Source organism: Shewanella sp. 1CM18E, from assembly GCF_023161665.1.
Lineage (GTDB): Bacteria > Pseudomonadota > Gammaproteobacteria > Enterobacterales > Shewanellaceae > Shewanella.
Genome location: NZ_JALNTW010000010.1, coordinates 77,990 through 102,676, shown reverse-complemented (window position 1 = coordinate 102,676; position 24,687 = coordinate 77,990). Strand labels below are relative to the sequence as shown.

General features: G+C 43.1%; 24 protein-coding genes. 11 read left to right on the top strand and 13 right to left on the bottom strand.

Translation table 11 applies throughout. The features are described 5' to 3' along the window. Positions 1 to 558: 558 nt before the first annotated feature. The gene (locus MSG37_RS14105; RefSeq protein WP_248471294.1) at positions 559 to 984 is read left to right on the top strand and encodes a GFA family protein; all 426 of its coding nucleotides are present in this window, start codon (positions 559 to 561) and stop codon (positions 982 to 984) included. Positions 985 to 1,026: 42 nt separating this feature from the next. Here the strand turns inward: MSG37_RS14105 and MSG37_RS14100 are convergent, their stop codons facing one another. Further along, the gene (locus tag MSG37_RS14100) at positions 1,027 to 1,728 is read right to left on the bottom strand and encodes an energy-coupling factor ABC transporter permease (RefSeq protein ID WP_248471293.1); all 702 of its coding nucleotides are present in this window, start codon (positions 1,726 to 1,728) and stop codon (positions 1,027 to 1,029) included. An 82-nt stretch (positions 1,729 to 1,810) separates the two neighbouring features. Here MSG37_RS14100 and MSG37_RS14095 point away from each other — a divergent pair, with 82 nt between their 5' ends. Beyond that, on the top strand, positions 1,811 to 2,284 hold the full coding sequence (locus tag MSG37_RS14095; RefSeq protein ID WP_248471292.1) for a hypothetical protein: 474 nt from the start codon (positions 1,811 to 1,813) through the stop codon (positions 2,282 to 2,284). A 112-nt stretch (positions 2,285 to 2,396) separates the two neighbouring features. Here the strand turns inward: MSG37_RS14095 and MSG37_RS14090 are convergent, their stop codons facing one another. After that, complete coding sequence (locus tag MSG37_RS14090; protein WP_248471291.1) at positions 2,397 to 2,966, bottom strand: hypothetical protein; 570 nt, start codon at positions 2,964 to 2,966, stop codon at positions 2,397 to 2,399. Positions 2,967 to 3,106: 140 nt separating this feature from the next. On the opposite strand from MSG37_RS14090, the gene MSG37_RS14085 reads away from it, so the two are divergent. Next, complete coding sequence (locus tag MSG37_RS14085) at positions 3,107 to 3,364, top strand: 5'-methylthioadenosine/S-adenosylhomocysteine nucleosidase (protein WP_348984461.1); 258 nt, start codon at positions 3,107 to 3,109, stop codon at positions 3,362 to 3,364. Between the two features lie 147 nt (positions 3,365 to 3,511). Here the strand turns inward: MSG37_RS14085 and MSG37_RS14080 are convergent, their stop codons facing one another. The 4 genes from MSG37_RS14080 to yqfB form a co-directional block, all read right to left on the bottom strand. Then, positions 3,512 to 6,622: an efflux RND transporter permease subunit gene (locus MSG37_RS14080; protein WP_248471290.1), complete on the bottom strand. Its 3,111-nt coding sequence runs from the start codon at positions 6,620 to 6,622 to the stop codon at positions 3,512 to 3,514. Then, entirely contained in the window at positions 6,619 to 7,962 is a 1,344-nt protein-coding gene (locus MSG37_RS14075; RefSeq protein WP_248471289.1) for an HlyD family efflux transporter periplasmic adaptor subunit, read from the bottom strand. The genes MSG37_RS14080 and MSG37_RS14075 overlap by 4 nt, the downstream gene beginning before the upstream one ends. Then, positions 7,962 to 8,579, bottom strand: a complete 618-nt coding sequence (locus tag MSG37_RS14070) for a TetR/AcrR family transcriptional regulator (protein ID WP_248471288.1) — start codon at positions 8,577 to 8,579, stop codon at positions 7,962 to 7,964. Before MSG37_RS14070 ends, MSG37_RS14075 begins: the two co-directional genes overlap by 1 nt. A gap of 188 nt (positions 8,580 to 8,767) precedes the next feature. Next, a complete protein-coding gene (gene yqfB, locus MSG37_RS14065) occupies positions 8,768 to 9,082 on the bottom strand; it encodes a N(4)-acetylcytidine aminohydrolase (RefSeq protein WP_248471287.1) in 315 nt (104 codons plus the stop codon). Between the two features lie 228 nt (positions 9,083 to 9,310). Between yqfB and MSG37_RS14060 the strand changes: the two genes are divergently transcribed. After that, positions 9,311 to 9,517: a DUF2986 domain-containing protein gene (locus tag MSG37_RS14060; protein WP_248471286.1), complete on the top strand. Its 207-nt coding sequence runs from the start codon at positions 9,311 to 9,313 to the stop codon at positions 9,515 to 9,517. Between the two features lie 44 nt (positions 9,518 to 9,561). Here the strand turns inward: MSG37_RS14060 and MSG37_RS14055 are convergent, their stop codons facing one another. Further along, entirely contained in the window at positions 9,562 to 11,085 is a 1,524-nt protein-coding gene (locus tag MSG37_RS14055; protein ID WP_248471285.1) for an MATE family efflux transporter, read from the bottom strand. A 62-nt stretch (positions 11,086 to 11,147) separates the two neighbouring features. Further along, positions 11,148 to 11,981, bottom strand: a complete 834-nt coding sequence (locus MSG37_RS14050; RefSeq protein ID WP_248471284.1) for an ion transporter — start codon at positions 11,979 to 11,981, stop codon at positions 11,148 to 11,150. Between the two features lie 210 nt (positions 11,982 to 12,191). Here MSG37_RS14050 and MSG37_RS14045 point away from each other — a divergent pair, with 210 nt between their 5' ends. The 3 genes from MSG37_RS14045 (at position 12,192) to MSG37_RS14035 (ending at position 14,315) form a co-directional block, all read left to right on the top strand. After that, positions 12,192 to 12,695: a L,D-transpeptidase family protein gene (locus tag MSG37_RS14045; RefSeq protein ID WP_248471283.1), complete on the top strand. Its 504-nt coding sequence runs from the start codon at positions 12,192 to 12,194 to the stop codon at positions 12,693 to 12,695. A 93-nt stretch (positions 12,696 to 12,788) separates the two neighbouring features. Then, complete coding sequence (locus tag MSG37_RS14040) at positions 12,789 to 13,349, top strand: VOC family protein (RefSeq protein WP_248471282.1); 561 nt, start codon at positions 12,789 to 12,791, stop codon at positions 13,347 to 13,349. A 261-nt stretch (positions 13,350 to 13,610) separates the two neighbouring features. After that, complete coding sequence (locus tag MSG37_RS14035; RefSeq protein WP_248471281.1) at positions 13,611 to 14,315, top strand: SDR family NAD(P)-dependent oxidoreductase; 705 nt, start codon at positions 13,611 to 13,613, stop codon at positions 14,313 to 14,315. Positions 14,316 to 14,326: 11 nt separating this feature from the next. Here MSG37_RS14035 and MSG37_RS14030 read toward each other — a convergent pair whose 3' ends face one another. Then, the gene (locus MSG37_RS14030) at positions 14,327 to 14,590 is read right to left on the bottom strand and encodes a hypothetical protein (protein ID WP_248471280.1); all 264 of its coding nucleotides are present in this window, start codon (positions 14,588 to 14,590) and stop codon (positions 14,327 to 14,329) included. Between the two features lie 296 nt (positions 14,591 to 14,886). Between MSG37_RS14030 and MSG37_RS21350 the strand changes: the two genes are divergently transcribed. After that, positions 14,887 to 15,381 carry a prepilin-type N-terminal cleavage/methylation domain-containing protein gene (locus MSG37_RS21350; RefSeq protein WP_282446673.1) on the top strand — a complete coding sequence of 165 codons (495 nt, stop codon included), beginning with the start codon at positions 14,887 to 14,889 and terminating at the stop codon, positions 15,379 to 15,381. Positions 15,382 to 15,444: 63 nt separating this feature from the next. Here MSG37_RS21350 and MSG37_RS14020 read toward each other — a convergent pair whose 3' ends face one another. Then, entirely contained in the window at positions 15,445 to 16,359 is a 915-nt protein-coding gene (locus MSG37_RS14020; RefSeq protein WP_248471279.1) for a M14 family metallocarboxypeptidase, read from the bottom strand. 212 nt (positions 16,360 to 16,571) lie between these two features. On the opposite strand from MSG37_RS14020, the gene MSG37_RS14015 reads away from it, so the two are divergent. Further along, the gene (locus MSG37_RS14015) at positions 16,572 to 16,952 is read left to right on the top strand and encodes an STAS/SEC14 domain-containing protein (RefSeq protein WP_248471278.1); all 381 of its coding nucleotides are present in this window, start codon (positions 16,572 to 16,574) and stop codon (positions 16,950 to 16,952) included. Between the two features lie 91 nt (positions 16,953 to 17,043). Here the strand turns inward: MSG37_RS14015 and lolE are convergent, their stop codons facing one another. The 3 genes from lolE to MSG37_RS14000 all read right to left on the bottom strand — a co-directional run bounded on the left by lolE (position 17,044) and on the right by MSG37_RS14000 (position 20,280). Then, positions 17,044 to 18,297: a lipoprotein-releasing ABC transporter permease subunit LolE gene (lolE, locus tag MSG37_RS14010; RefSeq protein ID WP_248471277.1), complete on the bottom strand. Its 1,254-nt coding sequence runs from the start codon at positions 18,295 to 18,297 to the stop codon at positions 17,044 to 17,046. Continuing rightward, on the bottom strand, positions 18,294 to 18,992 hold the full coding sequence (gene lolD / locus MSG37_RS14005; RefSeq protein WP_248471276.1) for a lipoprotein-releasing ABC transporter ATP-binding protein LolD: 699 nt from the start codon (positions 18,990 to 18,992) through the stop codon (positions 18,294 to 18,296). Before lolD ends, lolE begins: the two co-directional genes overlap by 4 nt. Positions 18,993 to 19,056: 64 nt before the next feature. Then, positions 19,057 to 20,280, bottom strand: coding sequence for a lipoprotein-releasing ABC transporter permease subunit (locus MSG37_RS14000; RefSeq protein ID WP_248471275.1), 1,224 nt, complete (start codon positions 20,278 to 20,280; stop codon positions 19,057 to 19,059). A gap of 227 nt (positions 20,281 to 20,507) precedes the next feature. Here MSG37_RS14000 and MSG37_RS13995 point away from each other — a divergent pair, with 227 nt between their 5' ends. Together MSG37_RS13995 and mfd are read left to right on the top strand one after the other, a co-directional pair. After that, positions 20,508 to 21,122, top strand: a complete 615-nt coding sequence (locus MSG37_RS13995; RefSeq protein ID WP_248471274.1) for a hypothetical protein — start codon at positions 20,508 to 20,510, stop codon at positions 21,120 to 21,122. A gap of 89 nt (positions 21,123 to 21,211) precedes the next feature. Then, complete coding sequence (gene mfd, locus MSG37_RS13990; protein ID WP_248471273.1) at positions 21,212 to 24,685, top strand: transcription-repair coupling factor; 3,474 nt, start codon at positions 21,212 to 21,214, stop codon at positions 24,683 to 24,685. Positions 24,686 to 24,687: the final 2 nt, after the last annotated feature.

The following is a 24,687-nucleotide window of genomic DNA, read 5'->3' as shown; positions in this document are numbered from 1 at the left end:
CGGTTAACCCTGAAGCATAAAAACAACAATCAAGCCGATAAAACACACGATTTTAACGCCAAAAAATGACGGTTAGCAGCAGATAGTGCTAACAAATTAATCAAATCCATTAGTCCTGTGAATTCTTAGTTTGACTCGAGGCTATTTATTAATTCATGAGCTTGCTTCAAGCTCGCTCCTGTATGCTGGTGATATAAGCGAATGGCTTTTAACTTGTGACCTAAATTGAATGCCACTAGCACATCTTTAGGAACATAGGTTTGCTTATCGAAAAGAATCCCCTTTTCCTCTAATAAACAATCTAGTTTGCGCTCTATATTGAAAAAGCGCTGACGGGTTAAACGAAGCTCGTTATTAGAGATAGAAAACAACAATAAACAACAACAGCAACAATAAAACTTCTGTGGTTTCAAACATACTGGCCTCCAAGCCAACAATAACTATCCATTCAATAATGCCGAGCGTCACGCTCACAAATTGACCTTAACATAATTAGTTGCTATTAAAGCTAGCGATTAACGCCCAGTGATACCACTATTGAATACGGAGAAATACATTATGTCCGAAGGAGTGACCACAATATGTTCAACTAAACGCAGCGGCAGTTGCTTATGCGGCAAGGTGCAATATCGTATATCAGGCAAGCCTTTCGACGCCGACTATTGCCATTGCCGTCAATGTCAAAAAAGTACCGGCTCGGTGGTAGGTGCTTGGATGGACTTTAAGTGTGATCAAATTGAGTGGTTAACTCTACCACCAAAAGAATACGCTTCTTCAGAGCATGTTAGACGGGGCTTTTGCGACCATTGTGGTAGTCAGTTAAGTTTTCGAGATCTACGCTATCCAGAGTTCCTTACTCTAAGTATCAGCAGCCTTGATGAGCCAAACTCAGTTAGTCCCGAATACCATATCCATACCGAGAGTAAATTGAGCTGGCTAACCATTACCGACACGCAACCTAAATACCCTAGAGAGCGCAGCTGACATGGCTGGCTCTTCTCAATAACAATAGCCTTAAACCAATAACTACTTTTTCCAGAGATAGGTTCTATCCGAATAGTCATAAAGCCACTCAGGCCGATAGACAACTAATATCGTGACGGCCATACCATTAAGTAACGCTTCAGGGAAACCTAGCAAAGGAATAATCACTAAGTAATTGTGGCTCAAAAACTCCCAACTGTAATCAGTCGTCAACAATAGCCACACCGACCATGCCAATACGTGCAAAAGAATAGACAAAAAACCGTTTAGGAAAGCGCCGCAAAATATATAGATAAACAGATGACGTGGCAGATATTTAAACATTTGGCTATACAAGATAAAGCAGCCAAAGATAGGTAAACATACTCCCAGCAATGCATAAATAGCGAAGTCTGCAGGATGTTTAAATACAAAAACGGCAAAAAATAGTGTTGGAAGTAAAGCAATCAAACTCGCGAGCCGCCAGCCATACATCAACATTAAAACGACTAGCCCCAAAAAATGCACGTGGATCCCCACCGTAACATTGGCATTAAGGAGCCATAAGCCAGTTAAGGCAATCGTAGCGATTAATATTTGTGTCTGTTTAGCGGGATCTTGTATCAACCGACGGATTTCAACTGTAGGCCAAAGTGCCCACAACCACAGCATAAGCACAATAAATACTGCAATCTCACTCGGGAGAAAGGTCCAGTCAATACCACTAAATAACCCTTGCCAGAATCCGATAACACTTTCATCCATTAACTGTAAAATCCTGTAATCACACTGCTAACTTAGTTCAATATACGTTATGCTGTTCTCTATAACTAAAATTAGACTAATAATGATGACTTTAAAAACAACAATTTCTCGCGCTCGTCATACAATGCTGTGTATTAGTACCGTTGGCTTTATTTTTTTATTGAGCGGATGTAGCAGCAAGCCTGAAGTTAACCCTGAAGAGTTTGCCGGATTAGTTACCGACTCTTTTAGAACCGATATTAAAAGCAATGGCTTGAAATTATTTACCTACCGAGCCTTTCTCAAAACTAAAAAATCGCAATCAACTGTCCTGCCACACGAAGAACGTTCAAACAGTAAAAAGCGTGCTAGCTCCAAAAAGCGTTATCAAGGCCCAGATCTAAGTGGCTGGACCGCCCAAATAGAACACGGCTTACAACAAACAATTAAAATGAATGGCTACTGCCGCGATGGATACATCGAACTTTATAGAAGTATTCAATATGATAGCGGCACTATTCGTGGTGAATGCAACGACGGTGCCGATGAATCTGACCTAAGCAAATTTGATTCTTAAAATAATAAAGCCCATTAGCAAAAGCAATGGGCTTTATTTTTACACGAGTATGGATCAGATACGAAGTCTCCCCAACCTATTAAGCCCCCTCCATAACTCCTAACCACCTTAGTTATATGCAGTCATCTAGCTTTTCTTTCAATGATGGAGCAAACACTAGCTCAAAAAGCTTTTGTATTTTGGCTTTAATGGGCTCTTGCATTTCAGGAGGAACATTGATGTTGCCAAACTGGGAAAATTTAATCAGCGTATAATTTACAGGGCTATCAATGTAAGTGACTTTTTCCAATGAGACTTCAGTTGTCCATGGCATCAAAGGTAAAGTCGAATGATTAAATGTAGTCACCAACTGATAATTAAAATCTGAAAGTGCGATCAGTCGCTCTTGATTACGACCCGTGGCATTTTTCTGCTCTGTGCCAGTATTGACCTCATAGTCAACCGTACTTTGCAATTCTCTTTCCCCACCAGTGACTTTAATACTAACCAGCGAGTCTCCTAAAACTGCTTCAAACCAGCTTTTGACACCATCGACCGTATTCCATGTTTTCTCTATTGGACAGCGTACAATAACGCTACCAAATGTTTGCTGCGTTGAATATTTATTAATTTCAACCACAGCACTCGCTTGAGGTGATGTGAGCAGTAAAATAGACGTTAAAATATAAACAATTTTTTTCATAGCATATCCCTTATTACTATTGAATCTTGGCTTCTATTTTCATGAGCCTTTAACAAAGTAGCTTTACCCGGCCCATCAATGAAGAGCACATGGTGAAAATCAATTGACTAAGCACCGCTATTTTCCAATAGCATTCAGGCATTATCGCAACTGGTGATCAGTTTATTGCCGACAAAGCCGTTGTGAGCATGTTACGCAATGAGTTCAACGCCATTGCGGTTGAAATGGAAGGCGCTGCAGTAGCCCAAGTGACCGATATGTTTGACATTCCACTGGTTGCGATCCGCACTACCTCAGATAAAGCCGATGGCTCTGCGCATTTAACCTATGAAGATGCTAAGCAAATCACAGCGGATAACTCTGTCGCCATTACGCTGAAGATGCTCAGAAAAATGTAAGAAAGCACTAAAATGTAATAGAGCAACAGCGGTCGCGTTGTTAAAACCCGCTGATTGCTGATTGCTGATTAACGATAAAAAAAGGCGCTAACCTTTGCAGTTAGCGCCTTTTTACTATCTATTGATTTTCTCTGTGAATGCTCAAACTTAAGCTTTTATTGCTTCGTCTTTTTTACTAAAGCTCACCTTGCCAAAGTCTTCTAAAATCGCGTAGCAGGCTGGCACCATAAACAGTACCAATGCGGTTGATGCAAAAATACCGAACACCATAGACACCACAAGAGGTTGCAGTACCTGCGCTTGAATACTGGTCTCAAGTAACAGCGGTAACATACCTGCAGCTGTAGTGAGTGAGGTAATAAATACCGCTCTAAAGCGCTCTTTGCTAGCACTCACTACCGCCTCATGCACCGATTGCCCTTCTTCTACGTGGTAGCGAATATATTGCACCAGCAAAATCGAGTCATTAACTACCACGCCGGCCAGCGCCACAAAGCCCAGTATTGATGGCATACTCATTGAGTAACCAAGCAACAAATGGCCCCAGAGTACGCCAATCAACCCAAGCGGAATAACCGCCATCACCACTAAAGGCTCAATGTAGCTTTTAAACTGCAAACTTAGGATGGCAAATACCGCTAATAAGCCAACAATAAAGCCACTCGCCATTGAGTTTTGGGTGGTGGCGCTCTCTTTGACTTCGCCCTCGTAGCTTACTCTAATCCCTGGGTAACGCTTTTTAAGCTCAGGTAATAGCTCGTCTCTAAAGGCCTTGTTAATCTCGCTGGCATTGGCTAAGTGGGTATCCACTTCGCCGGTAATGGTGACAAAACGCATACCGTCTAGACGTGAAATTTTGACGTAATTGCGCTGCCATTTAAAGTCAGCCACCGCCGATAACGGTACTTGCTCACCAGCACTGCCAATGGTGATTGGGAAGTTCGCCAAATTCTCAAGCTTAGCTGCATCGACTTTATCCAGTTGCACATCAATCTGAATACTTTCAGGCCCCACTTGAATATTGTCAGCAGTTTGGTGAAAGTAGGCGCCGCGAAGCTGACTTGCGAGCATCATACCGTTCACCCCAAATGCTTCAGCACCCGGTTTTAAGGTCATCAAGATTTCAGCTTTACCCGGACGCATACTGTCCATCACACCTGATACGCCATTAAAGCCCTGTAAATATTGCTGCACTTCAATTGACGCAGATTTTAGCTCGTCTAAATCGTCACCGCGCACCCGAATTTCAATCGCACGCCCAGCAGGCCCCATTGCACCTTGCTTATAGACGATAGCAATCGGATCAACCATTTCACCCACGCCTTGTTGCCACTCGCGGATAAAGGTGTTTATAAGCGTTTGGCGGATCTCCGCGCTCAATAAGTCTATTTTGACTGTTGCTACGTGAGCGCCGCTTTCTCCGGCATCAGCATTAAAGTTAAAGCGCTCAGTTATATGCTGAATCAGTCTCTGGCCGTCTTCTTTTTGGCTGTACTTATCATCAAGTTCGCGCGCAACGCTTACCACTCGATTAACCACAAACTCAGTTTGCTCAAGGGTTGAGCCCGGCGGCAATATAATCCGCGCTTCGGCAACATCGCCATCAAGCTCTGGAAAACCGACAAATTTGACCGCGCCACCAGCGGCTAACGACATTGAAATAAGTAACAGGCTTACCACTGAGCCCATGAACACATAACGCCAGTTTATCACCCACTCAACGGCCGCCACGAGTTGCACAGTTCTAAAGTACTCAAACTTCTCATTAAACTTTTGCTTAAAGTGGCTAGTTTTACGCGCTTTTCCCTTAGCAGAATGCGCTAGATGGTTAGGTAAAACTAAAAAGGCTTCCACTAAACTTACGGTTAAAATAAGCAGCAAAGTTTGCGGGATCACTCTAAGTACTTTACCCATATCACCTTCCATAAAGGCGATACTGGAGAAGATAAATACAGTGGTTAAAAACGATGATACTACGCCTGGCAATACGCGTTTTACACCTTGTATAACCGCTTCTGTTTTACTCAAGCCGCGTTCAATGTGCGCGGCGATGGACTCGGCGATCACAATGGCGTCATCCATCATAATACCGATAGCCATTAAGAACGCCACCAGCGTCATAATGTTAATGGTTAAACCAACTTGTGCCATAAAGAACAAGCTGCCCATAAAGGCGACTGGTAAACCCATCGCCACCCAAAAAGAGTAGCGCAAACTAAAAAACAGCCACATACATAAAAAAACCAGCAGCACACCTTGCCAGCCATTTTTAATCAGCATGGTTAAGCGATCCCACAGCAGTGAACTGAGATCATTTGAAGTGCTAATAGTGATACCGTTTGGCGTACGTAGTTTTTCTGCATCTAAAAAGCCGATCACCTCCTCTTTAAGGCGCAGTGAATCTTGCGATTTGTTTTTAAATACGGTCAAAATCGCGGCTTGTTCGCCATCAAAGCGAATGCTTTCTTCGTCTAGCTCAAACCTATCGGTAATAGTCGCAATATCTCTTAGGCGTACTAAGCCACCTTGAGCATTAGAGCGGATCACAATATTCGCAAGGCGCTCAGGCTCAACTTCACGTTGATCGAATCTAATTAGAATATTTTTACTGGCTGTTTCAACCGTACCGCTGGGTAGCTGCACGTTTTGTTGCTCGATTTGATTAGCAACATCTGCAACGCTCATACCTAAGCGCTTGATTGCACCAAGTGAGACTTCGACCAGCAATTGATGCTGTGAAAAGCCGGCAATTTCAACTTGGCTGATACTGGTATCAAGCTTTAAACGACGCTTTAAGTCCTCTGCATAAGCCTTTAGTTCTGGCTTGCTGGTTGAGGCCGATACGGCGATGTCGATAATGCGCTCGTTAAAGTCAAGTTCCTCAACAATTGGCGGCTCAATCTCTGCAGGGAAATCCTTAATTGCAGAAATTTTAGTTTGCACGTCAACCAAGCTTCTACCTAGGTCGGCATTGTCCTCAAGCTTTAATGTCATGCGTGCTACGCCTTCTAGCGCATCACATTTGGTTTCAGTAATACTGCCGAGACTGTCTACCGCATCTTCCATTCTCAAACAGAGGTTTTCTTCTACATCTTGCGGCGACGCACCTGGAAGCACTACTTGAGCACTAATATAGTTTTTTGAAAACTCGGGAAATGTTTCACGTTTAAGCTCGGGTAACGCCTTAATACCTAGCACAATAAACGCTAACATCAATAACGTTGTTGCGGTAGGATGGCGAACAAAAAAACCGATCACGGCTGCATCTCCCCATTTGCCGGCTCAGTTCCGTTAGCATCATTGCTTTGAGTTCGCAGCATCATACCGTTAACCGCAGGGATAAGATCAGTAAGTACTAACTGCATACCTTCAACTAATTCACCATCAACTGCCGCTTGGCCTTCCTGACGGAATAAAACCTGAACGTCAACAAGTTGCAAACGATTATCTTGATTCATGATATACAGTTTGTCGCCATGCAATGCACGCTCAGGTACCATCCAGTAGTTACGCTCGCCGCCTTTTATCCGAGCGCTAACAAACATACCGTTGACCAGTGGTGGCGATTGACCAATTTTAAGCTCGCGATACTCTTGCTCTACCTGTAAAACGACACTTACGGTCGCAAGTGTTGGATCAACCGTTTCACCAATACGATTAATCGCAGCCGGCCAGCTAAACGAATAGGTTGCGCCTTTGAGGGTAATTTCAGCTGTTAACCCTAACGCTTCTGCGCGAGGCAGTTGCCCCATTTCTGCTTTGGGTTGATTAGCGGTTTTCATCAAGGTCATCACGTCAGCAAGGGACACCTGTGCTTCAACTTCCATCACCTCAATGCCATTAATGCGAGCAAGCACTTGCTGTGGTGACACCACCTGGTTGTTTTCTACGTTAACTTCTGCAACACGTCCCTCAAAAGGTTGACGAATTTCAGTTTTAGCAAGTTGGCTTTTTGCTTCTTCTTCAGCGGCAATCGCTTGCTGTAATTGCGCTTTAAGAATATCTGTCTCGTTTGGCATTAGGTTTAAGCTGTTATCTAACTCTTGTAACTTTTGCTGCTGCGCGAGTAGATTTTGCCTTTCACCATCAAGCTCTGATTGCGAAATCAAATTTTGCTTACGTAATGTCTCTTTACGTTTTAAATCAGATTTGACTAAGTCGTAGCGGTTATTTTCAATCTCAAGCGATAACTGTAGATTTTTAAGCTGCAACGATTTACCAGCGAGTTGACCTTCCAATGCTTTGCGGTCTGCTTGTGCTTGAGACAGGCGAATTTGGTAATCAAGTGGGTCAATAGAGAGTAATAACGTGTCTTTTGGCAGTATTTTACCCACCGCAAGATCCGGATGCTTATACACCACACGCCCGCCAACTTCAGGTAATAACTGCCACTGAATTTTAGGGCTCACTCGGCCAAACGCATCAACTTGTGCAATAACAGGCACTTGCTTAAGCGTGGTGACTTCAACAAGCTTGCTCGGTTCTGACTGCAACTCAAGTGGCGGATGACTGCGCAATTTAACCACTAAAACAAGCACTACAATACCAACAGCCAATGCAGGGAAAAAATACCAGCGCTTACCTTTATAACTAGACATTAGCGCTTTCCTCCAGACATACCATGTTCGAGCAAAGCAATGTTGTGTTTGGCCAGTTGTTGATAAAATTCTTCATTAAGTTGATAACCATGTAATTTTGCCATTGGAGGTGGCATGACAAAGGGAAAAATCATTAAGCTCAGCAGCGACATCTTGAGCAGTTGTGGATCAAGCTCGCCCCAGCCTTCTAATAGTTGTTGTGGCATTGGCGTTAGTTCAGCGATGGGTTGAAATAATTTATAGATCACCCCTTTTGCTTCAACTGAATGTTCTGAACTCATCAATTGGAACAAAAAGCGTGGAAATTCAGGATTGGGGATCATTGTTTGATAAAACTCGGCAACGATGTCAGCGACCGTAGGTTTATCATGGGATTGTTGCAATGCTTTAGCGCGGCGATGAATAGGCTTTATATACTCGGTAACCATCGCCTCAAATAGCCCCAATTTATTCCCAAAGTAATAACGGATCATCGCCATATTTACGCCGGCCACTTCAGCAATTTGTCGAATACTGACTTTGTCGTAATCTGCAGCGGTAAAACAGCGATACGCCGCACGAATAAGGCTCGCACGAACATTATCTTGCTCTGTTTTTTTAGGGGTATTTCTTGCCATCAGCGATACAGACCCAGTTATTCAGTTGAATAACGCAAGTCTACTGTCTGCTTTGGGATATTGCATGAATTATCGTTATTCAAAAACCAGAGTTTTGAATAACCGCACACTCAGATAATTTAATGAAAAATAACGACTAACAAGTTGAACTAAATGAGTTTAAGCGAATTAAACTCATTTAGTTTCAATTAGACTAACTTAAAGTGGATCAGATACAGCGCTTCAATACCGGGGTAGATTTGTCTAATTAAGGTTTTAAGCTCTGCTAAGCTCATATTCTCTTGCTCAGCGTGCGTATCATTTAGGTCATCATAAGCCACGCGGCTAACTGAGAGAATATCAAGCTCGCCATAACAGCGACCATCTTCTAAGTTAGACACGCTTACACGTTGCCCTGCTTGATAGAAAGACTCGGACTCGTCACGCAGAGTAATGGTTTTCTTACCGGCTAAAATATCAGCCTCAAAACGACTGAAAAAAGTGATACTGCTTGGTGGATTCATACTTTAGTAAACTCAGGTGCACACCACAATTGATGCTTTGGCGTAGTTTAAAGCCACCATTAAATTTGGTATAGCACTTTTAACACCACTAACTACTTTAGACTCAATACTGCTGTAGCAGTTACGCGACGTTTAGGGTAAAATCCGCATCCGATTTCTAGCTTGGCGCACAATGTGCCACAATTGTCGTACTATAGACGTTATTAATAGGCATATCGTAGAGAACTCATGAACAGAAAACAGAAAATGATCAAAAAGACCGCTAAACGTGCCAAGGCTCGCCTAAACAAGCACACTGCGCCTACGATCAAAAAATATGTGTCTAAAGCTGAGCGTGCAGAGCAGCAAGCTAAGCTTGAAGCTGAAGCCGCTGAGCAAGCAGCAGAAACAGTAGCTGAAACCGCAAGCGAAGAAAAAGCGACTCCAGCTAGCTAATCATTTGCGTTAAATAAGATTAACGCAAATGATCTTCAATGAGCTTATTTGGCTGGCCCCTTTTCCTCCTTGCCGCCAATAAGCTCAGCGACTTCTTTAGCCACAACACAATCTTGCTCTTCATTCCCTATCGCCATATTGGCACAAGATGATGATAACGGGTTTTGGCTACTTAGACTTAACTCCTCATCAAACTCGCTTTTCTCTTCTTCTACGGTTGCAGTCTCGCCGCTAGTTGTTACGCTCATGCTTTGTACTTTATCTACCAAGCGGTAAGCAACTACGACACCTAAAACACCAAAAATAATTGATCCTATAGCTTGGCCTACCAACACGCCATAGACCCCGCCCCACTGCGCGCCAAAATAAACAAATGGGATAGTACCTATTGTGGCTTTACCCACGTTGAACAGGGTGGAGTACTTAGCTTTACCTAGGTTATTAAACGAGGCGTTAGCAACAAATAAAATACCGGAGAACACAAAAAATACTGCAATATAACTGCAGAAGAACACGATAAGCTCGGCCGCATCGCCTTGCATATCAAACACACTCACAATTTGATTGCGGGTTAAAAACAGTAGTAACGACACCCCAAGCACATAAGCCGCACAAAATTGAATTGCTCGAGTAAGCGACTCTCGTACCCGTTCAAACTCAAGCGCACCATAGTTTTGCCCAACAATCGGGCCAATAGCACCAGATAAAGCAAAAATCATCCCGAATGACACAGGGATCAATCGGCCTAGAATGGCCCAACCGGCCACGTAACTATCACCAAAATCAGCAATTGCACGGGTAACCACCGCATTGCCTATTGGCGTTGCTACGTTGGTTAACATTGCCGGCCCTGCAATGGCAAAAATAGGTTTTAGATCTTCAACAAAGTGATCGAAATTAAAGCGGCCAAATAGATTGTGTTTTACCACTACACCTTTAGCGGCAACCGCAAATACCGCAAAGCGCGCCATCACCGAGGCTACAGCAGCCCCTTCTATGCCCATTGAAAACATAAAAATAAAGATGGGGTCAAATACTGCGTTTACCCCGCCACCAATTAACGTCGACATCATCGACAGCTTGGCATCGCCAACAGCCCTTAATGCACTACCCAAGGCCATGGCGAGGCAAATTAGTGGTAGCGATGGCACTAAAATGCTTAAGTATCCTTCAGCAAGTTCGGCGGTTTTTCCGGTTGCGCCCACTAAACTGAGCAGCTCAGGAATAAACATATAAACCGTAATGGCAACCAAGATACTCATCAGCAAAGTCACTACTAAGCTGTTAAGCAGTAATCGTTTTGCTTTTTCAGTTTCTTTAGCGCCAATAGAACGTGACACCAACGCGCCAAGAGCAATCGAGAGCCCGATGCCAATCGATGTGGTAAAAAATGAAATTGTGCCTGCATACCCCACGGCTGCAGCCAGCTCTTGCTCCCCTAGTAAACTCAAGAAAAAGATATCTAACAAATCGACCACAAACAGCGCCGAAATACCAATAGCGGCCGTTGAGCTCATTACTAATATGTGGCGTAAAATCGAGCCTTCTACAAATTTGGCAACAGCCATAACACCTCTTAGCCTTAAGCTAGTCCTTTAATTAAGTAAGCCAATTTTCGCGTTGAGTGACACTACAACTCACTCTCAAGCTCACTGCCGCAATGATTACAATAAAGCGCATCATTTTCATGTCCGACTTTCAAGCAATTGCTGCAACGTCTTAAATCTCTTGTACGGCCAATTTCTTGTGATATTTCAGCGGTCAAAATACCAGTTGGTATCGCAATAATTGAATAACCCAACAACATAGTAAATGCTGCTATCGCCTGACCTAATGGTGTACCAGGTGTGATATCGCCATACCCTACAGTGGTAATGGTCACGATGGTCCAATAAATTGATTTAGGGATCGATGTAAAACCGTTTTCAGGCCCTTCAACCACATACATTACGGCACTTAACACCACCACGATCAAACTGACCGAGAAGAAGAAAATAAATACCTTACGCCCAGATTGCAGCATGGCGCGCAGTAATAAGTTGCCTTCACTTAAATAGCGCAGCAGCTTTAATACGCGGAAAATCCTGAACAGGCGCAAGATCCTGATCACCATAGTGAAATTTGCACCAGGAAACAACAATGCTAAATATGTGGGTAATACTGATAATAGGTCAACCACTCCATAAAAGCTTTTCGCGTAACTCAGTGGCTTCGCCGAGCAATATAGCCTTAATAGATACTCGATGGTAAAAATAACAGTAAAGCCCCATTCGAGCATGACGATAATATCGCCATAACGTTCATGCACTCTGGCCACGGTATCAAGAAAAACCAAGGTGACACTAATGACAATACACAGCATCAAACTCAGGTCGAAATAACGCCCAGCAGGCGTATCGGTACCAAAAATTATCCGACGTAATTTTAGTTTGAACGGACTTTCAGTTTCTTTCTCTGTTGCCATTATTGCAGCAACTCCTTACAAAAAATCGAAGAGGCACACCCAACGTAATCGGCCTGCCAAGCTATTTTAATAAATGATATCAATAGTGTGACACGCAACTGGATTGAGCTCAAAAATAATCTTCATGTTTAACATCAACAGTAGCGTGGTTTTAAGGTAAGATAAGTTCGGTTTCTCGGATTTTTAGCGCTTAATTACACAAGGTTTTTCATGGGTTTTATAGCTTGGTCATTCGGTATTGCTCTGTTTATAACAACGAGTTTATTTTCAACAACAGCTTTTGCTATTGGTAAAATAGATTTAGTGGTCGTTAATAAATCTGATTCAAGCATGACAGTATTTAGACAAGGCAAAGCGTTAAAAACATATCGCATCGCCATGGGCGATAACCCAGTTGGTCATAAACTTACCGAGGGAGATCAGCGTACACCTGAAGGCCGCTATATTTTAGATTACAAGAAACCAGATAGTGCTTACTACCGCGCCATTCATATCTCTTATCCCAATGACGAAGACCGCTTACGCGCCAATGCCTTAGGTATTAGTCCGGGGGGACAAATTATGATCCATGGCGAAAACCCAAATTCTAATCTCTCACCAGAAGAAGCTCAGCAATATAACTGGACTGATGGTTGTATTGCGGTCACCAACGCAGAAATGGATGAACTTTGGCTGGCTATTGATGCAGGGATCCCGATAGAGATCTGGCCCTAACATCGCAACAGCTTTTATGACAAACGCCGTCAACCAAGCAGCGTTTATATACATTATGACTTTCCCACGCCCATGCAGCATTAAGGCACAAAAATGACATACCAAGAATTAATTAATAGCTGGTCTACTTTTAGCAAAGAAATTCAAGTGTTTACTCAAGAGCTAGGATTAAAAGAATTAGCGCTTGAATGCGACCATACTGCGTTAAGAGTTAACAGTAATCAAAGTGCAGATCTGCTCCGTCATGAATTTGCCAAAGTCGGTAACATTATCTCTGATAACATCATCAACGGTCGCCCTATTTTAATCATCGAGCTTAATACGCCACTAATGATGGGCAATACAAGCATTGAGTGTGTAGAGCTACCTTATCCAAGCGATAAAATGTACCCAAAAGAAGGTTGGGAGCACATTGAGCTGGTACTTGATTGCGGCGCAACAGATTGCGATGAACTCACTCATGCGTTACTTGAAAAAGCGCCGCAACTTGCAGCAGTTATCGCAGGCGAAACTGAGATCAAAGTAAAAATGAGCTCACCAAAAGGTGATAAAGAACGTTTAGCGAACCCAACTATCGCCTTTAAGAAAAATGGCCTTTGTATCAAAGTCCACTCTCAAAGCATAAAAGCCGTTATTGCCTCAGAAGCAGAGTAAGTAATAAAGGGGAAGATTAAAGCCATAGTGCGTTTCTTCCTCATTTCCCCAAGTAAAACCATCAGTTGTCCCAAGCTCTGTATTCGCGGTTGAAATTCTAAGGCTGCATCAACTTACTGATCCCCTTGCGAAGTCCAATCGTAATAACTTTCACGCACTTAATTACCGTAAAACTAACCTTACTAGTACAGGCCCAAAGCGCTATCACTATTGGGAGCTAGATATTGAGTTAGACACTTCGAATACTGTAAGGAAATAACTGTGAATGTATTGATAGTTGGCGGCTCTGGCGGTATCGGCTTAGCACTAGTAAAACATTACCTAACATCCAATGATGTAAACGTATTTGCGACCTATCGGACTCAAAAGCCCTCACTTAATCACCCTAACCTGACTTGGTACAAAGTTAATGTGACTGTAGAAAGTGATATTGAAGAGCTGGCCAATCAGCTCCCGAGTTTACGCTTGTTGGTAAACGCTGTAGGCATGCTCCATGATGGTGAGCATAACCCAGAGAAAAGCATAAAAGAGTTTAATAGCGATTTTTTCAACAAGAACATTGCCATCAATGTCACGCCTAGCTTACTACTCGCAGCGTATTTCTCGAGGCATTTAACTGCTAAATCCACGAGTCACTTTATTACTATTTCTGCCAAAATTGGCAGCATTGAGGATAACCGTCTTGGGGGCTGGGTGAGCTATAGAAGCTCAAAAGCGGCGCTCAACATGGCAATGAAAACAATCAGTATCGAATGGCGTTTCAAGCAGGCTAATACCTGCGTATTGGTATTTCACCCAGGTACCACAGATACTGAGTTATCGAAACAATTTCAGCGTAATGTGCCAGAGGGAAAACTATTTACCCCTGAATATGTAGCCGATTGTTTAAGCCGTATCATCCGTGATACCAGTGCGAGTGATACTGGTAAGTTTTATAGTTATGATGGCTCGATACTACCCTGGTAGCCCAACCTTTATTAACTGAACACACCATTTTTAGCAAACTTAACTTTAGCCAGACGCAGCGAACGCGAAAACTCAAAAGTCGCACAAATACCTAAACTCAGCGTTATCAATAGTTCAATTCCTATGCTGCCGGTATTCAACGCTTGCAAAAAAGGTTGTTCACTCACTAAGGTATAGCCAAGAAATCGACCAAGATTAAATATGCTCGCAATCATCAATAACGGACAGAGCAGTAGGCCGAACCAAAACCAAAATTGTTTGAATAGTTTCATCATTAGAGGCCCTCCAAAGCCTGTTATCTTTATCTAGCAACACAGCGCTATTGCGGTAGGTGTCTTGCGTATTAAACCTGAAGAAAATCAAAATAGCTGAGAAAACTCAGCATAGTGCATGAAAAACCTTACCGACTTCAGCTTATTAAGTGCGACATACGTAACAATTCACACATTTAACCAACAAAACAGCTAAAGACTCAAGCTCCCCTTATAGGCAATAGTTATAACTTAAGTTACTCTGCCGTTTTTGAATCCAACATAATTCAATATGCTTCCAATATATGAGATAGGTCTTTATGAAATACTCTAGTCACCAAGGATTCACCTTAATAGAACTTGTCGTGGTCATTATCATTCTCGGCATACTCGCTGTAACAGCTGCACCTAAGTTTATTAATTTGACTAACGATGCAACAAAGGCCAGTTTAGAAGGATTACAAGGCAGTATTAAATCAGCAAACGCCTTGGTATATTCAAAAGCGGCTATCGATTCACAAGAAAAGTTAAATCCCGGCGAGATTGAGCTGAACGGGGTGAAAATTATGACGATTGTTGGTTATATCGCGCCTACAGCTGAAAATTTACCCAAAGCTATTGACGGGCTATTTGCAGAGCTATCAAACCCTACAGACTCATTTACTGAAGATTGGGGGTTATATAACATTCCAAACGCAGGCGTTTTTATATTTCCACAAGGGCACAATATTAATAGTGACTGTCATTTACACTACAACGTAACAGCAACAGGAACTGAGCCAGCTTTCTTTAACTTAGTGTCAAACGGTTGCTAGAAACCAAAAAGCCTGAAATCAGTTTCAGGCTTTTGCTTTTACAACATTCAAAAATTAAACTAATTACAAGCTCAACAGGTGATCCAACCCACCCGTAATTGCGGCAACTTGCGCAAGAATGCAGTTTTCATCATCTGACAATGGACTGTCTGGGTACACTTCGGTTGTAGTCACATATTTCGCATTTGTTACACCGGCACATAGACCAAGTGCTTTGGTCGCGTAATTAATCACACCAAACTGAGATAATTCAACCCCGATTAACTTGCCATCTTCATCGGCTGGCGCAATATGGGTTACCTGCTCTACAGATTTAATCATGGCTGTTTGAAACGCATCTTGTGGATTAATCGTATCACCCACAAGATAAAAACCATCAGGGATATTCCAGTTTGTATGCTCCACGGCGTCACGAGCAGCAAGCGCTGGTCTAAATTCGCTGTTGTCGGTGTCAGTAGTTTCATGTAAATCAATATGGGCAAAAATCTCAACACCTAAATCGGATAAGAGCTTGATTAATGCAGCCGACTCTTCAGCAGGGCTATCAGCATAGAAAGAGCGGTTCGGGTCGATTGCTTTTGGGTTCCAACGGTTTATGGTTTCATATCCCCAAGGGCTAATGCATGGCGTAACTAAGATATTGAATTGTTCAGCGTATTGATCTGCCTTAGTTTCAATAAAACGAATCGCACCTTGCACACCACTGGTTTCGTACCCATGAACACCACCAGTAACCAAGATAGTCGGCTTGGTTAGGTCCCAGTTCTTTGATTTAACGGCAAATAAAGGATAACGCTCTGCATCATAAGAAAGCGCGCCATATTGCTCTACATCAAAGCGTTCTTTTAACGCCTGTACCTTAACGAGCACTTCATCTTGATAAGAGCGCTTAACTGACTGAACATTCAGCCATTGAGCTTTTTCTGCGTCGCCCCATTTCTGACCTTTTACGCCAATCGCATACACTTGCTGATCCATTTTTGATTCCTTTTGGCTTGTTTTGTCTCCAAGCTCTTCTATACCTAATACAGTCAAAAAGCTGATTATATCGCACAGCCTTTTAGCTAAAGCCCTAAATTACTCGAGAGCATAAACGTGATATAGATTGATATCAATGTCGTTATCCGTAATAGTTTTCAATCAGGCAGTTAAGGCTGCAACCTATTCTTCATTTTACAAGGATGATTTTTATGAATGCATTGAGACATGGTTTTTCTATCGGGATAGAAAGAGTTGCAGATGAATTCTTTCTCACTCTCAAAGCTAAAGGCAAGTTAACCCACAGCGATTATCTGGCCATAACCCCAGTAATTGACTCAGCGTTATCAGAGGTTAAGCAGCCAAAAATCAAAGCACTATTCGATGCAACCGAGCTAGAAGGATGGGAGCTAAGTGCCGCTTGGGATGACTTTAAACTAGGGCTTAAGCATGGCAATCAATTTGTAAAAATTGCACTTTATGGCAATAAAGATTGGCAAGAACTTGCAGCAAAATTAGGTGCTTGGTTTGTCGCTGGCGAAATGAAATTCTTTGACAATGAACATGATGCATTTACTTGGTTAAATGAGTAGTTTTGTAACACAGACCTATTTAATATGATAAAACGCCAGCGATTGCTGGCGTTTTTATTTAGTTAATAACTAAGAGAAAAGATGCGAACAACTACCTTCCAGCCAATGCTCTTGCTGGTAGCGTCTGGCTCGCTTTCCATGCTGGGTATAAAGTTGCAATCACACTCATAATGAAAGCTAAGCACACCACAGTGACAACATCAGCGCTATTGAGCTCTGACGGTAAGAAGTCAATAAAATACACATCTGCCGACAGTAATTGGATCCCTAATATTGATTCAATACCTTTTGCTATCGCACTTAAATTAACTGAAATACTAACCCCAAGCACCGCGCCGATTGCACAGCCCAACAAGCCGTTAAAAGCCCCTTGCACAACAAATATCAGCATTACGGACGCTTTTTTCATGCCCATGGTAAGCAAGATTGCGATTTCTGATTGCTTGTCACGTACCGCCATCACTAAGGTTGAAACAATATTAAAACAGGCAACTGCAATCACTAAGGCTAGCACCAAATACATTACCATTCGCACCAGCTGGATATCTTGGTAAAGATGACCTTGGGTGCGGGTCCAATCTGATATATACACGTATTGCTGCTGACTATAGCCAAGATCTCTAATAAGCCTTGGCGCTGCAAACACATCATCAACTTTAATTCTCACCCCAGACACACTATCGCCTAAATTGAGCGTCTTGGCAGCATGTTGCATCGGAATATAAGCCGTGCTCATGTCCAGTTCACCACCAAGCTCAAAAATTCCCGATACTACAAAGCGATGGCTTTTAGCTGCAGCTATTTTGCCTTGTGACTGACCGTTAACATTAGGCATGTATAAGCTAAGAGTCTGACCCACTTTCAGATCTAAACTTTTGGCAAGTCCGCGGCCTAATACAATATTGTTCGTCTCTTGCTCACCCAGACTTTGCCAGCTTTGCTCGGACATAAATTGCTTAATATTGGAAACATTTGCTTCATTATTAATATCAATACCAAGCACGGTTAGCCCCTGAAAACCGCCAACTTTCTGTACTAACCCTTGCATACGGACAAAAGGCGCTGCGGCAACAATCCCGGGGATCTGATTAGCGTCATTGACGATATTCTGCCAATCATGAATAGGCTCGTTTACACCAATAAGTTCGCCATGAGATACCACTCCTAATAAACGTTGCTCCAACTCTTTTTCAAAGCCATTCATCGCTGATAACACAACAATGAGTACAGTGACACCTAACGCAATACCAGCCGTTGAAGCGAACGAAATAAAGTTAATAAATCCATTAGACTGACGCCCTAAATAAAAACGCCAGCCTACCCACATAGCTAACAAACTTCTCATGCAGTGAGTTCCTGTTGTTGCACTAAGCGGCCATCTTTCATGTGCAGCTGTCTATCCATGCGCGCAGCTAATTTTTGATCATGAGTCACAACAACAAAAGCGGTACCAAATTGAGCAGCAAGCTCGGTAATGAGCTGATATACGGCTTCACCACTTTTAGCATCGAGATTACCCGTTGGCTCATCAGCTAACACTAGCTTAGGGTCGTTAATCAAAGCTCGAGCTATTGCCACACGTTGACGCTCTCCGCCCGACATTTCAGCAGGCGTATGCTTTAATCTGTGTCCAAGCCCGACACGTTCCAGCAGTGCTGTCGCTTTTGCTTCAACCTGTTTACGGCTTTTACCTTGAATAAGCGCTGGCATAGAAACGTTTTCAAGAGCGGTGAACTCAGGCAACAAATGATGGAACTGATAAATAAACCCTAAGTTTTCGTTACGCACTTTGGCTTGACGAGCGCTAGATAGCTTATAGAGATCTTCACCTAACATGGTTACTTTGCCACTAGTAGGGCTATCAAGGGTGCCCATAATATGCAATAAAGTACTTTTACCTGAACCAGAACTGCCGACTATCGCGAGCTGCTCGCCTTTAAAAACCTGTAGATCGACATCATGCAAAACTTGGGTATCGACAGTACCTTCTTGATAACGCTTACTGACGTTACTCACTTGTAGCAATAACTCTTGATTCATTCTTAACTCGCTATTCATATCTTTAATCGTGATCTACTCGAATCGCTTTGTGTTGATATCGAACTTATTCATATCTTAGCGCGGTTGCTGGCTGAACATTCGCCGCACGTATCGCAGGGTAAATAGTTGCCACTAAGGTGATCAACAAAGTGCCCACTACAATCCAAGTTAATTGGCTTAACTGCAATTGAACCGGTAAGTTTTGCCCGGCTCCTAATATAGAGATCCCAAGTGCATGAGTAATGCTATTAAGGTTAAGCGTAAGCAATACGCCCACAGCCACGCCAGATAACAAGCCAATCACAGCATTTAAAGAGCCTTGAATAAGGAAGATCCCCATCACATTTGAAGTCGTTAGCCCTTGAGTCTTGAGTACCGCTACATCAGTGGTTTTATCAACAACCATCATGACCAATGCCGATACAATATTAAATGCAGCCACTGCGATAATAAGACTGAGCATTAACGACATCATATTCTTTTCCATTTTCACTGCGCCAAACAGATGACCGTATGTATCACTCCAATCAGTTGTGGTGACTACAGTTGGAAATTGCTTGATAACTTTTGGGGCTATCGCCGCGGCATTAAAAGGATCATCCAGATAAAGGCGCAGTTCTTTCACTTCTCCCGCAGTTTGACGCATAAGCCTTTGAGCATCATCGTGGTGCACATAGGCGAGCGTGGCATCCACCTGAGACCCCATTTCAAAAATACCCACAACAGTAAACTTACGCTGGCTCGGCACAGGTCCAAGTGGCGTATATACCACGCCATCACCACTCAATACGCGAATTTTATCCCCGGGTGCCACATCCAACATTCGAGCTAATTCAGCTCCTAAAATAATGCGATACTTACCCGCTACTAAAGTGTCAAAATCCCCTGAATATACGTTTCTGGTCGCACTCAGTAGGCTTTTCTCCTGCTCAGGATACACACCATAAACTTGGGCTGCGCCAATGTTAGTCGGTGACTGCAACATAGCTTGAGTTGACACGCTCGCGGTTGCACCAACTACACCAGGAAGCTCGGTAAGCTTAACGACTTGTTGTTGCCAGTTATCTATTGGCGCTGGTGAATGCACAGTAAGCTGAGGAACCGCACCTAAAATACGTTGTTTAAGCTGACCTTCAAGGCCATTCATTACCGAGCTAACAACGATTAAGGCAGCGACCCCGAGTAAAATGCCAGATACCGCAAAGATAGTAATAAATGATGCAAACGCATTGGCTTTGCGCGCGCGCCAATAACGGTAGCCAATATAAAACGATAATGAAAAATTCATTAATAAACCCAAATAAAATCGACTTAAGTTGAGCTCATAGTCCAAGTGAACACTTAGACTCACTCCCTTAGCTTTAGGGATAGTTGCTCAACGCTTCACAAAAATCTCTGGAGGGTTTATCTAAACATTACCTCCAAACCCGACATTTTTGTGTCTAACCTTGCTAAATCATAAAGATGCGCACGATAATAGGGGTATTAGCCCCCTAAAAACAAGAGGCAACTCCCTTGTTAACCGACTCTACAGTCTATTTTAGTATTAATCATCCATTTGATGCCTATTTGAGTCTTTGGGACAGTGCTAATCCGCTTCCCTCTGCGGAGTTACTCAGCGCCATGTTACCAAGTGGACTGCAACTAATTAGTGACGTTAAAGCACTTGAATCTGATTGCTTATTGCAACTGCGCCACCTCGACGATGAAGCCAAAACCGTCGTTGAGTTTTTAAAGTTGCAATCGCGCAAAATCGACATGGTGTTGCAACATGTAATGGCAAAAGAGCAATATGACGGTGACTTATATCAAGCAAGCCACTTTGGTGGTAGCGGCTTTACTGTAATTAGCACTACTGCGCTTGAACTTGGGCGTGAATATAAAGCGACCTTGCATATTAAAGAGGAACTCATCGCGCTTTTATGCATTGCCAAAGTACACAGCTGCACATTACTTGCAGATAATAGCCATGAGCTAGGTGCATCAACAAGCGAGAGTGGAGCCGCGCCTTTACGCTACGCCTGTGAATTTAGCTTTAGTGTGATCCAAGAAAGCGATGTAGAGCAACTGGTAAAAGCCAGCTTAAGCTTGCAACAAAAACAACTTAAATTACGTAAGTTAGCCCGTTAACACAAAAAGAATTTTCACTGGCATGAGTTGAGACAAGCCTCTACAATACTTAGCAACTTTACTGCTAATGGACTTGTTTCCTCGCCTTAATGAATGCTTTTTCTGTATTGACTCCACCAGCGGTCAAGAGCGCAAAACTCGCGCAAACGCTGTGTACACTCGGCGGCGCTGATCAAGCGCTAACCATCGCCAACATTGCTAAACAGCACAAGGATGTAACCTTAGTGGTTACCGCCGACACGCCGACGGCAATCGCGCTTGAATCCGAACTAAGCTACTTACTGAGTGAGCAGTCAATATCGATTTGGCTTTTCCCAGACCGAGAAACCTTACCTTACGACAGTTTTTCGCCACATCAAGACTTAGTATCACAACGTTTAGAAGCCTTATCGCGCATTCCACAAGCTGAGCAAGCAGTAGTAATTGTGCCTATCACCACCTTAATGGTGCGTCTACCGCCACAATCGTTTCTGACAGGCAACGTACTGATGCTTGAAAAAGGCGATAAATATCGCCTGTTAGATGTGCGCGAGCAGTTAATTAATACCGGTTACCATGTGGTTGAACAGGTTTACGAACATGGTGAATTTGCCGTTCGTGGTTCCATCATCGATATCTTTCCAATGGGCTCAAGTCAGCCATTTAGAATCGAGCTATTTGACGATGAAGTGGAAACTATTCGTCATTTCGATCCTGAAACTCAGCGCTCTAGCAAAGAGATAAATGCTATTCGCCTATTGCCAGCGAAAGAGTTTCCAACCGATGACAGTGCGATTGAAGGATTTAGACAAAGGTATCGCCGCCGCTTTGAAGTTTTAGTTAAAGAGCCGGGATCGATTTACCAAATGGTCAGTAAAAAGACCATGCCAGCAGGCATCGAAAACTATTTACCGCTGTTTTTTGATGAAACCGCCACCCTCTTCGATTATTTACCAACTAATACTCAGCTGGTGACTATTGGTGATATTGAAGCTGCGACTCAGTCACACCTTAATGAAGTTGAAGCGCGCTATGAAGACCGACGAGTCGACCCTTTAAGACCACTGCTGGCCCCAAAAGAGTTGTATTTACTCACAGAGCAAATATTTTCTGAATTTAAAGCACTGCCCCGCTTTGGCCTTAAAAATACTGGTTACACAGGTACCGCGGTTCAAGCCAAAGTCAGCAAGCTTCCAGATATTAGCGCTAATCACAAACTCAAGCAGCCATTAATTGAGCTTGAAAAGTACGCCGAACTTGGCGACAGAATGCTGTTTAGCGCAGAGTCTGAAGGTCGCCGAGAAGCGCTACTTGAGCTGTTAGCCAAAATCAACCTTAAGCCTAAACTGTTTGCCCACTTAGATGAGTTTGTTGCTAGCAAAGCCAAGCTTGGCCTTATTGTGTCGCCTTTAGCGCAAGGCTGTATCATCGAGAAAAAGACCGGTGGCAAATTCAGTTTAATTTGTGAAACGGAACTTTTTGGGCAGCGTATTTCACAAAGACGACGCCGTGACAAGCAGCGCCAAATAAGCTCAGACGCACTGGTTAAAAACCTTGCTGAGCTCAAAGTTGGCCAACCGATTGTTCACCTTGATCATGGTGTCGCCCGTTACCAAGGTCTTGAAACATTAGACACTGGAGGCTTAGTTGCTGAATATTTGGTTCTAGAATATTCCGGTGGCGATAAGCTATACGTTCCGGTTGCTTCCCTGCATTTAATTAGTCGCTACAGTGTTGGCCCTGATGAAGAAGCAACGCTTAACAAACTTGGTAACGAAAGCTGGGCCAAAGCCAAGAAAAAAGCAGTCGAAAAAATCCGTGACGTCGCAGCAGAGCTACTCGATGTTTATGCTCGCAGACAAGCACGACCTGGTGAGGCGTGCCGTATTGACCAAGAAGAGTACGCCTTGTTTGCCAATAGCTTCCCTTATGAGGAAACCGTCGATCAAGAAACCGCTATTGAAGCCGTTCTTGAAGATATGCGCTCACCAACGGCGATGGATAGACTTGTGTGTGGTGATGTAGGCTTTGGTAAAACCGAGGTCGCTATGCGCGCGGCTTTTGTTGCAGTAAATGACGGTAAGCAAGTCGCGATTTTGGTGCCAACCACCCTACTCGCTCAGCAACATTATGAAAACTTTAAAGACAGATTTGCTGATTGGCCGTTTAAAATTGAAGTCATGTCACGCTTTAAAACCGCCAAAGAACAAACACAAGTCATGCAAGACTTACTTGATGGCAAAGTGGATATCGTTATCGGTACCCATAAACTACTGCAATCTGAAGCAAAGTTTGAAAATCTAGGCTTACTCATTATCGACGAAGAACACCGTTTTGGTGTCAGGCAAAAAGAGAAAATTAAAGCGCTGCGTGCCAATGTAGATATTTTAACCTTAACGGCAACACCAATTCCGCGAACGCTGAATATGGCGATGTCGGGCATGCGCGATTTATCGATTATCGCCACGCCTCCAGCTAAACGTTTAGCGGTAAAAACTTTTGTCAGAGAATATGATGAAGCGACTATTCGTGAGGCGTTGTTACGAGAAATATTAAGGGGTGGCCAAGTCTACTTCTTACATAACAGCGTTGAAAGCATTGAAAAACGAGCCGATGAGATCCGTGACTTGCTGCCTGAAGCACGCGTCGTGACCGCACACGGCCAAATGCGCGAGCGCGAGCTAGAAAAGGTGATGTCTGATTTTTATCACCAGCGCTTTAACGTACTTGTTTGTACCACCATCATTGAAACCGGTATCGATGTGCCTTCAGCCAACACCATAGTTATTGAGCGAGCTGACAACTTTGGTTTAGCACAATTACATCAGCTACGTGGTCGTGTTGGTCGTTCACACCATCAAGCATACGCTTATTTAATGACGCCACATCCTAAACGTATGACCAAAGACGCTCGTAAAAGACTCGAAGCGATTGGCGCATTAGAAGATCTAGGTGCAGGCTTTATGCTCGCCACTCAAGATCTAGAAATTCGCGGCGCTGGTGAACTGCTAGGTGATGAGCAAAGCGGTCATATTTCAAAAATTGGTTTTACTCTATATATGGAAATGCTTGAAGATGCAGTTAAATCACTCAAGCAAGGTAAAGAGCCATCGCTAAATCAGATGCTGCGCCACCAATGTGAAATTGAGCTTAGGATCCCAGCATTATTACCTGAAGATTATGTTGCTGATGTCAATATGCGTTTGTCGCTTTATAAACGTATCGCGAACTGTGAAACAGCCAAAGCAATTGATGAACTCAAAGTCGAGTTAATTGACCGTTTTGGTATGTTACCTGACGCCACCAAAAACTTGATGGAAATGACGCTTTATAAGCATTTAGCCACACAGTTAGGCTTAAGAAAAATCGAAATGCACGCTAAAGGTGGTAGTATAGAGTTTGGTGAAAACAATAAGGTTGATCCAACCTTTATCATCGGCTTACTGCAAACTCAGCCCCAAGTATATCGAATGGATGGGCCAAATAAGCTAAAATTTACTATGCCTTCTGAAACAGCAAAAGACAGACTCGCATTACTTAAGCTGTTAATCGAGCAGTTGTTTCAACATCGTCTTGGAGAATAACC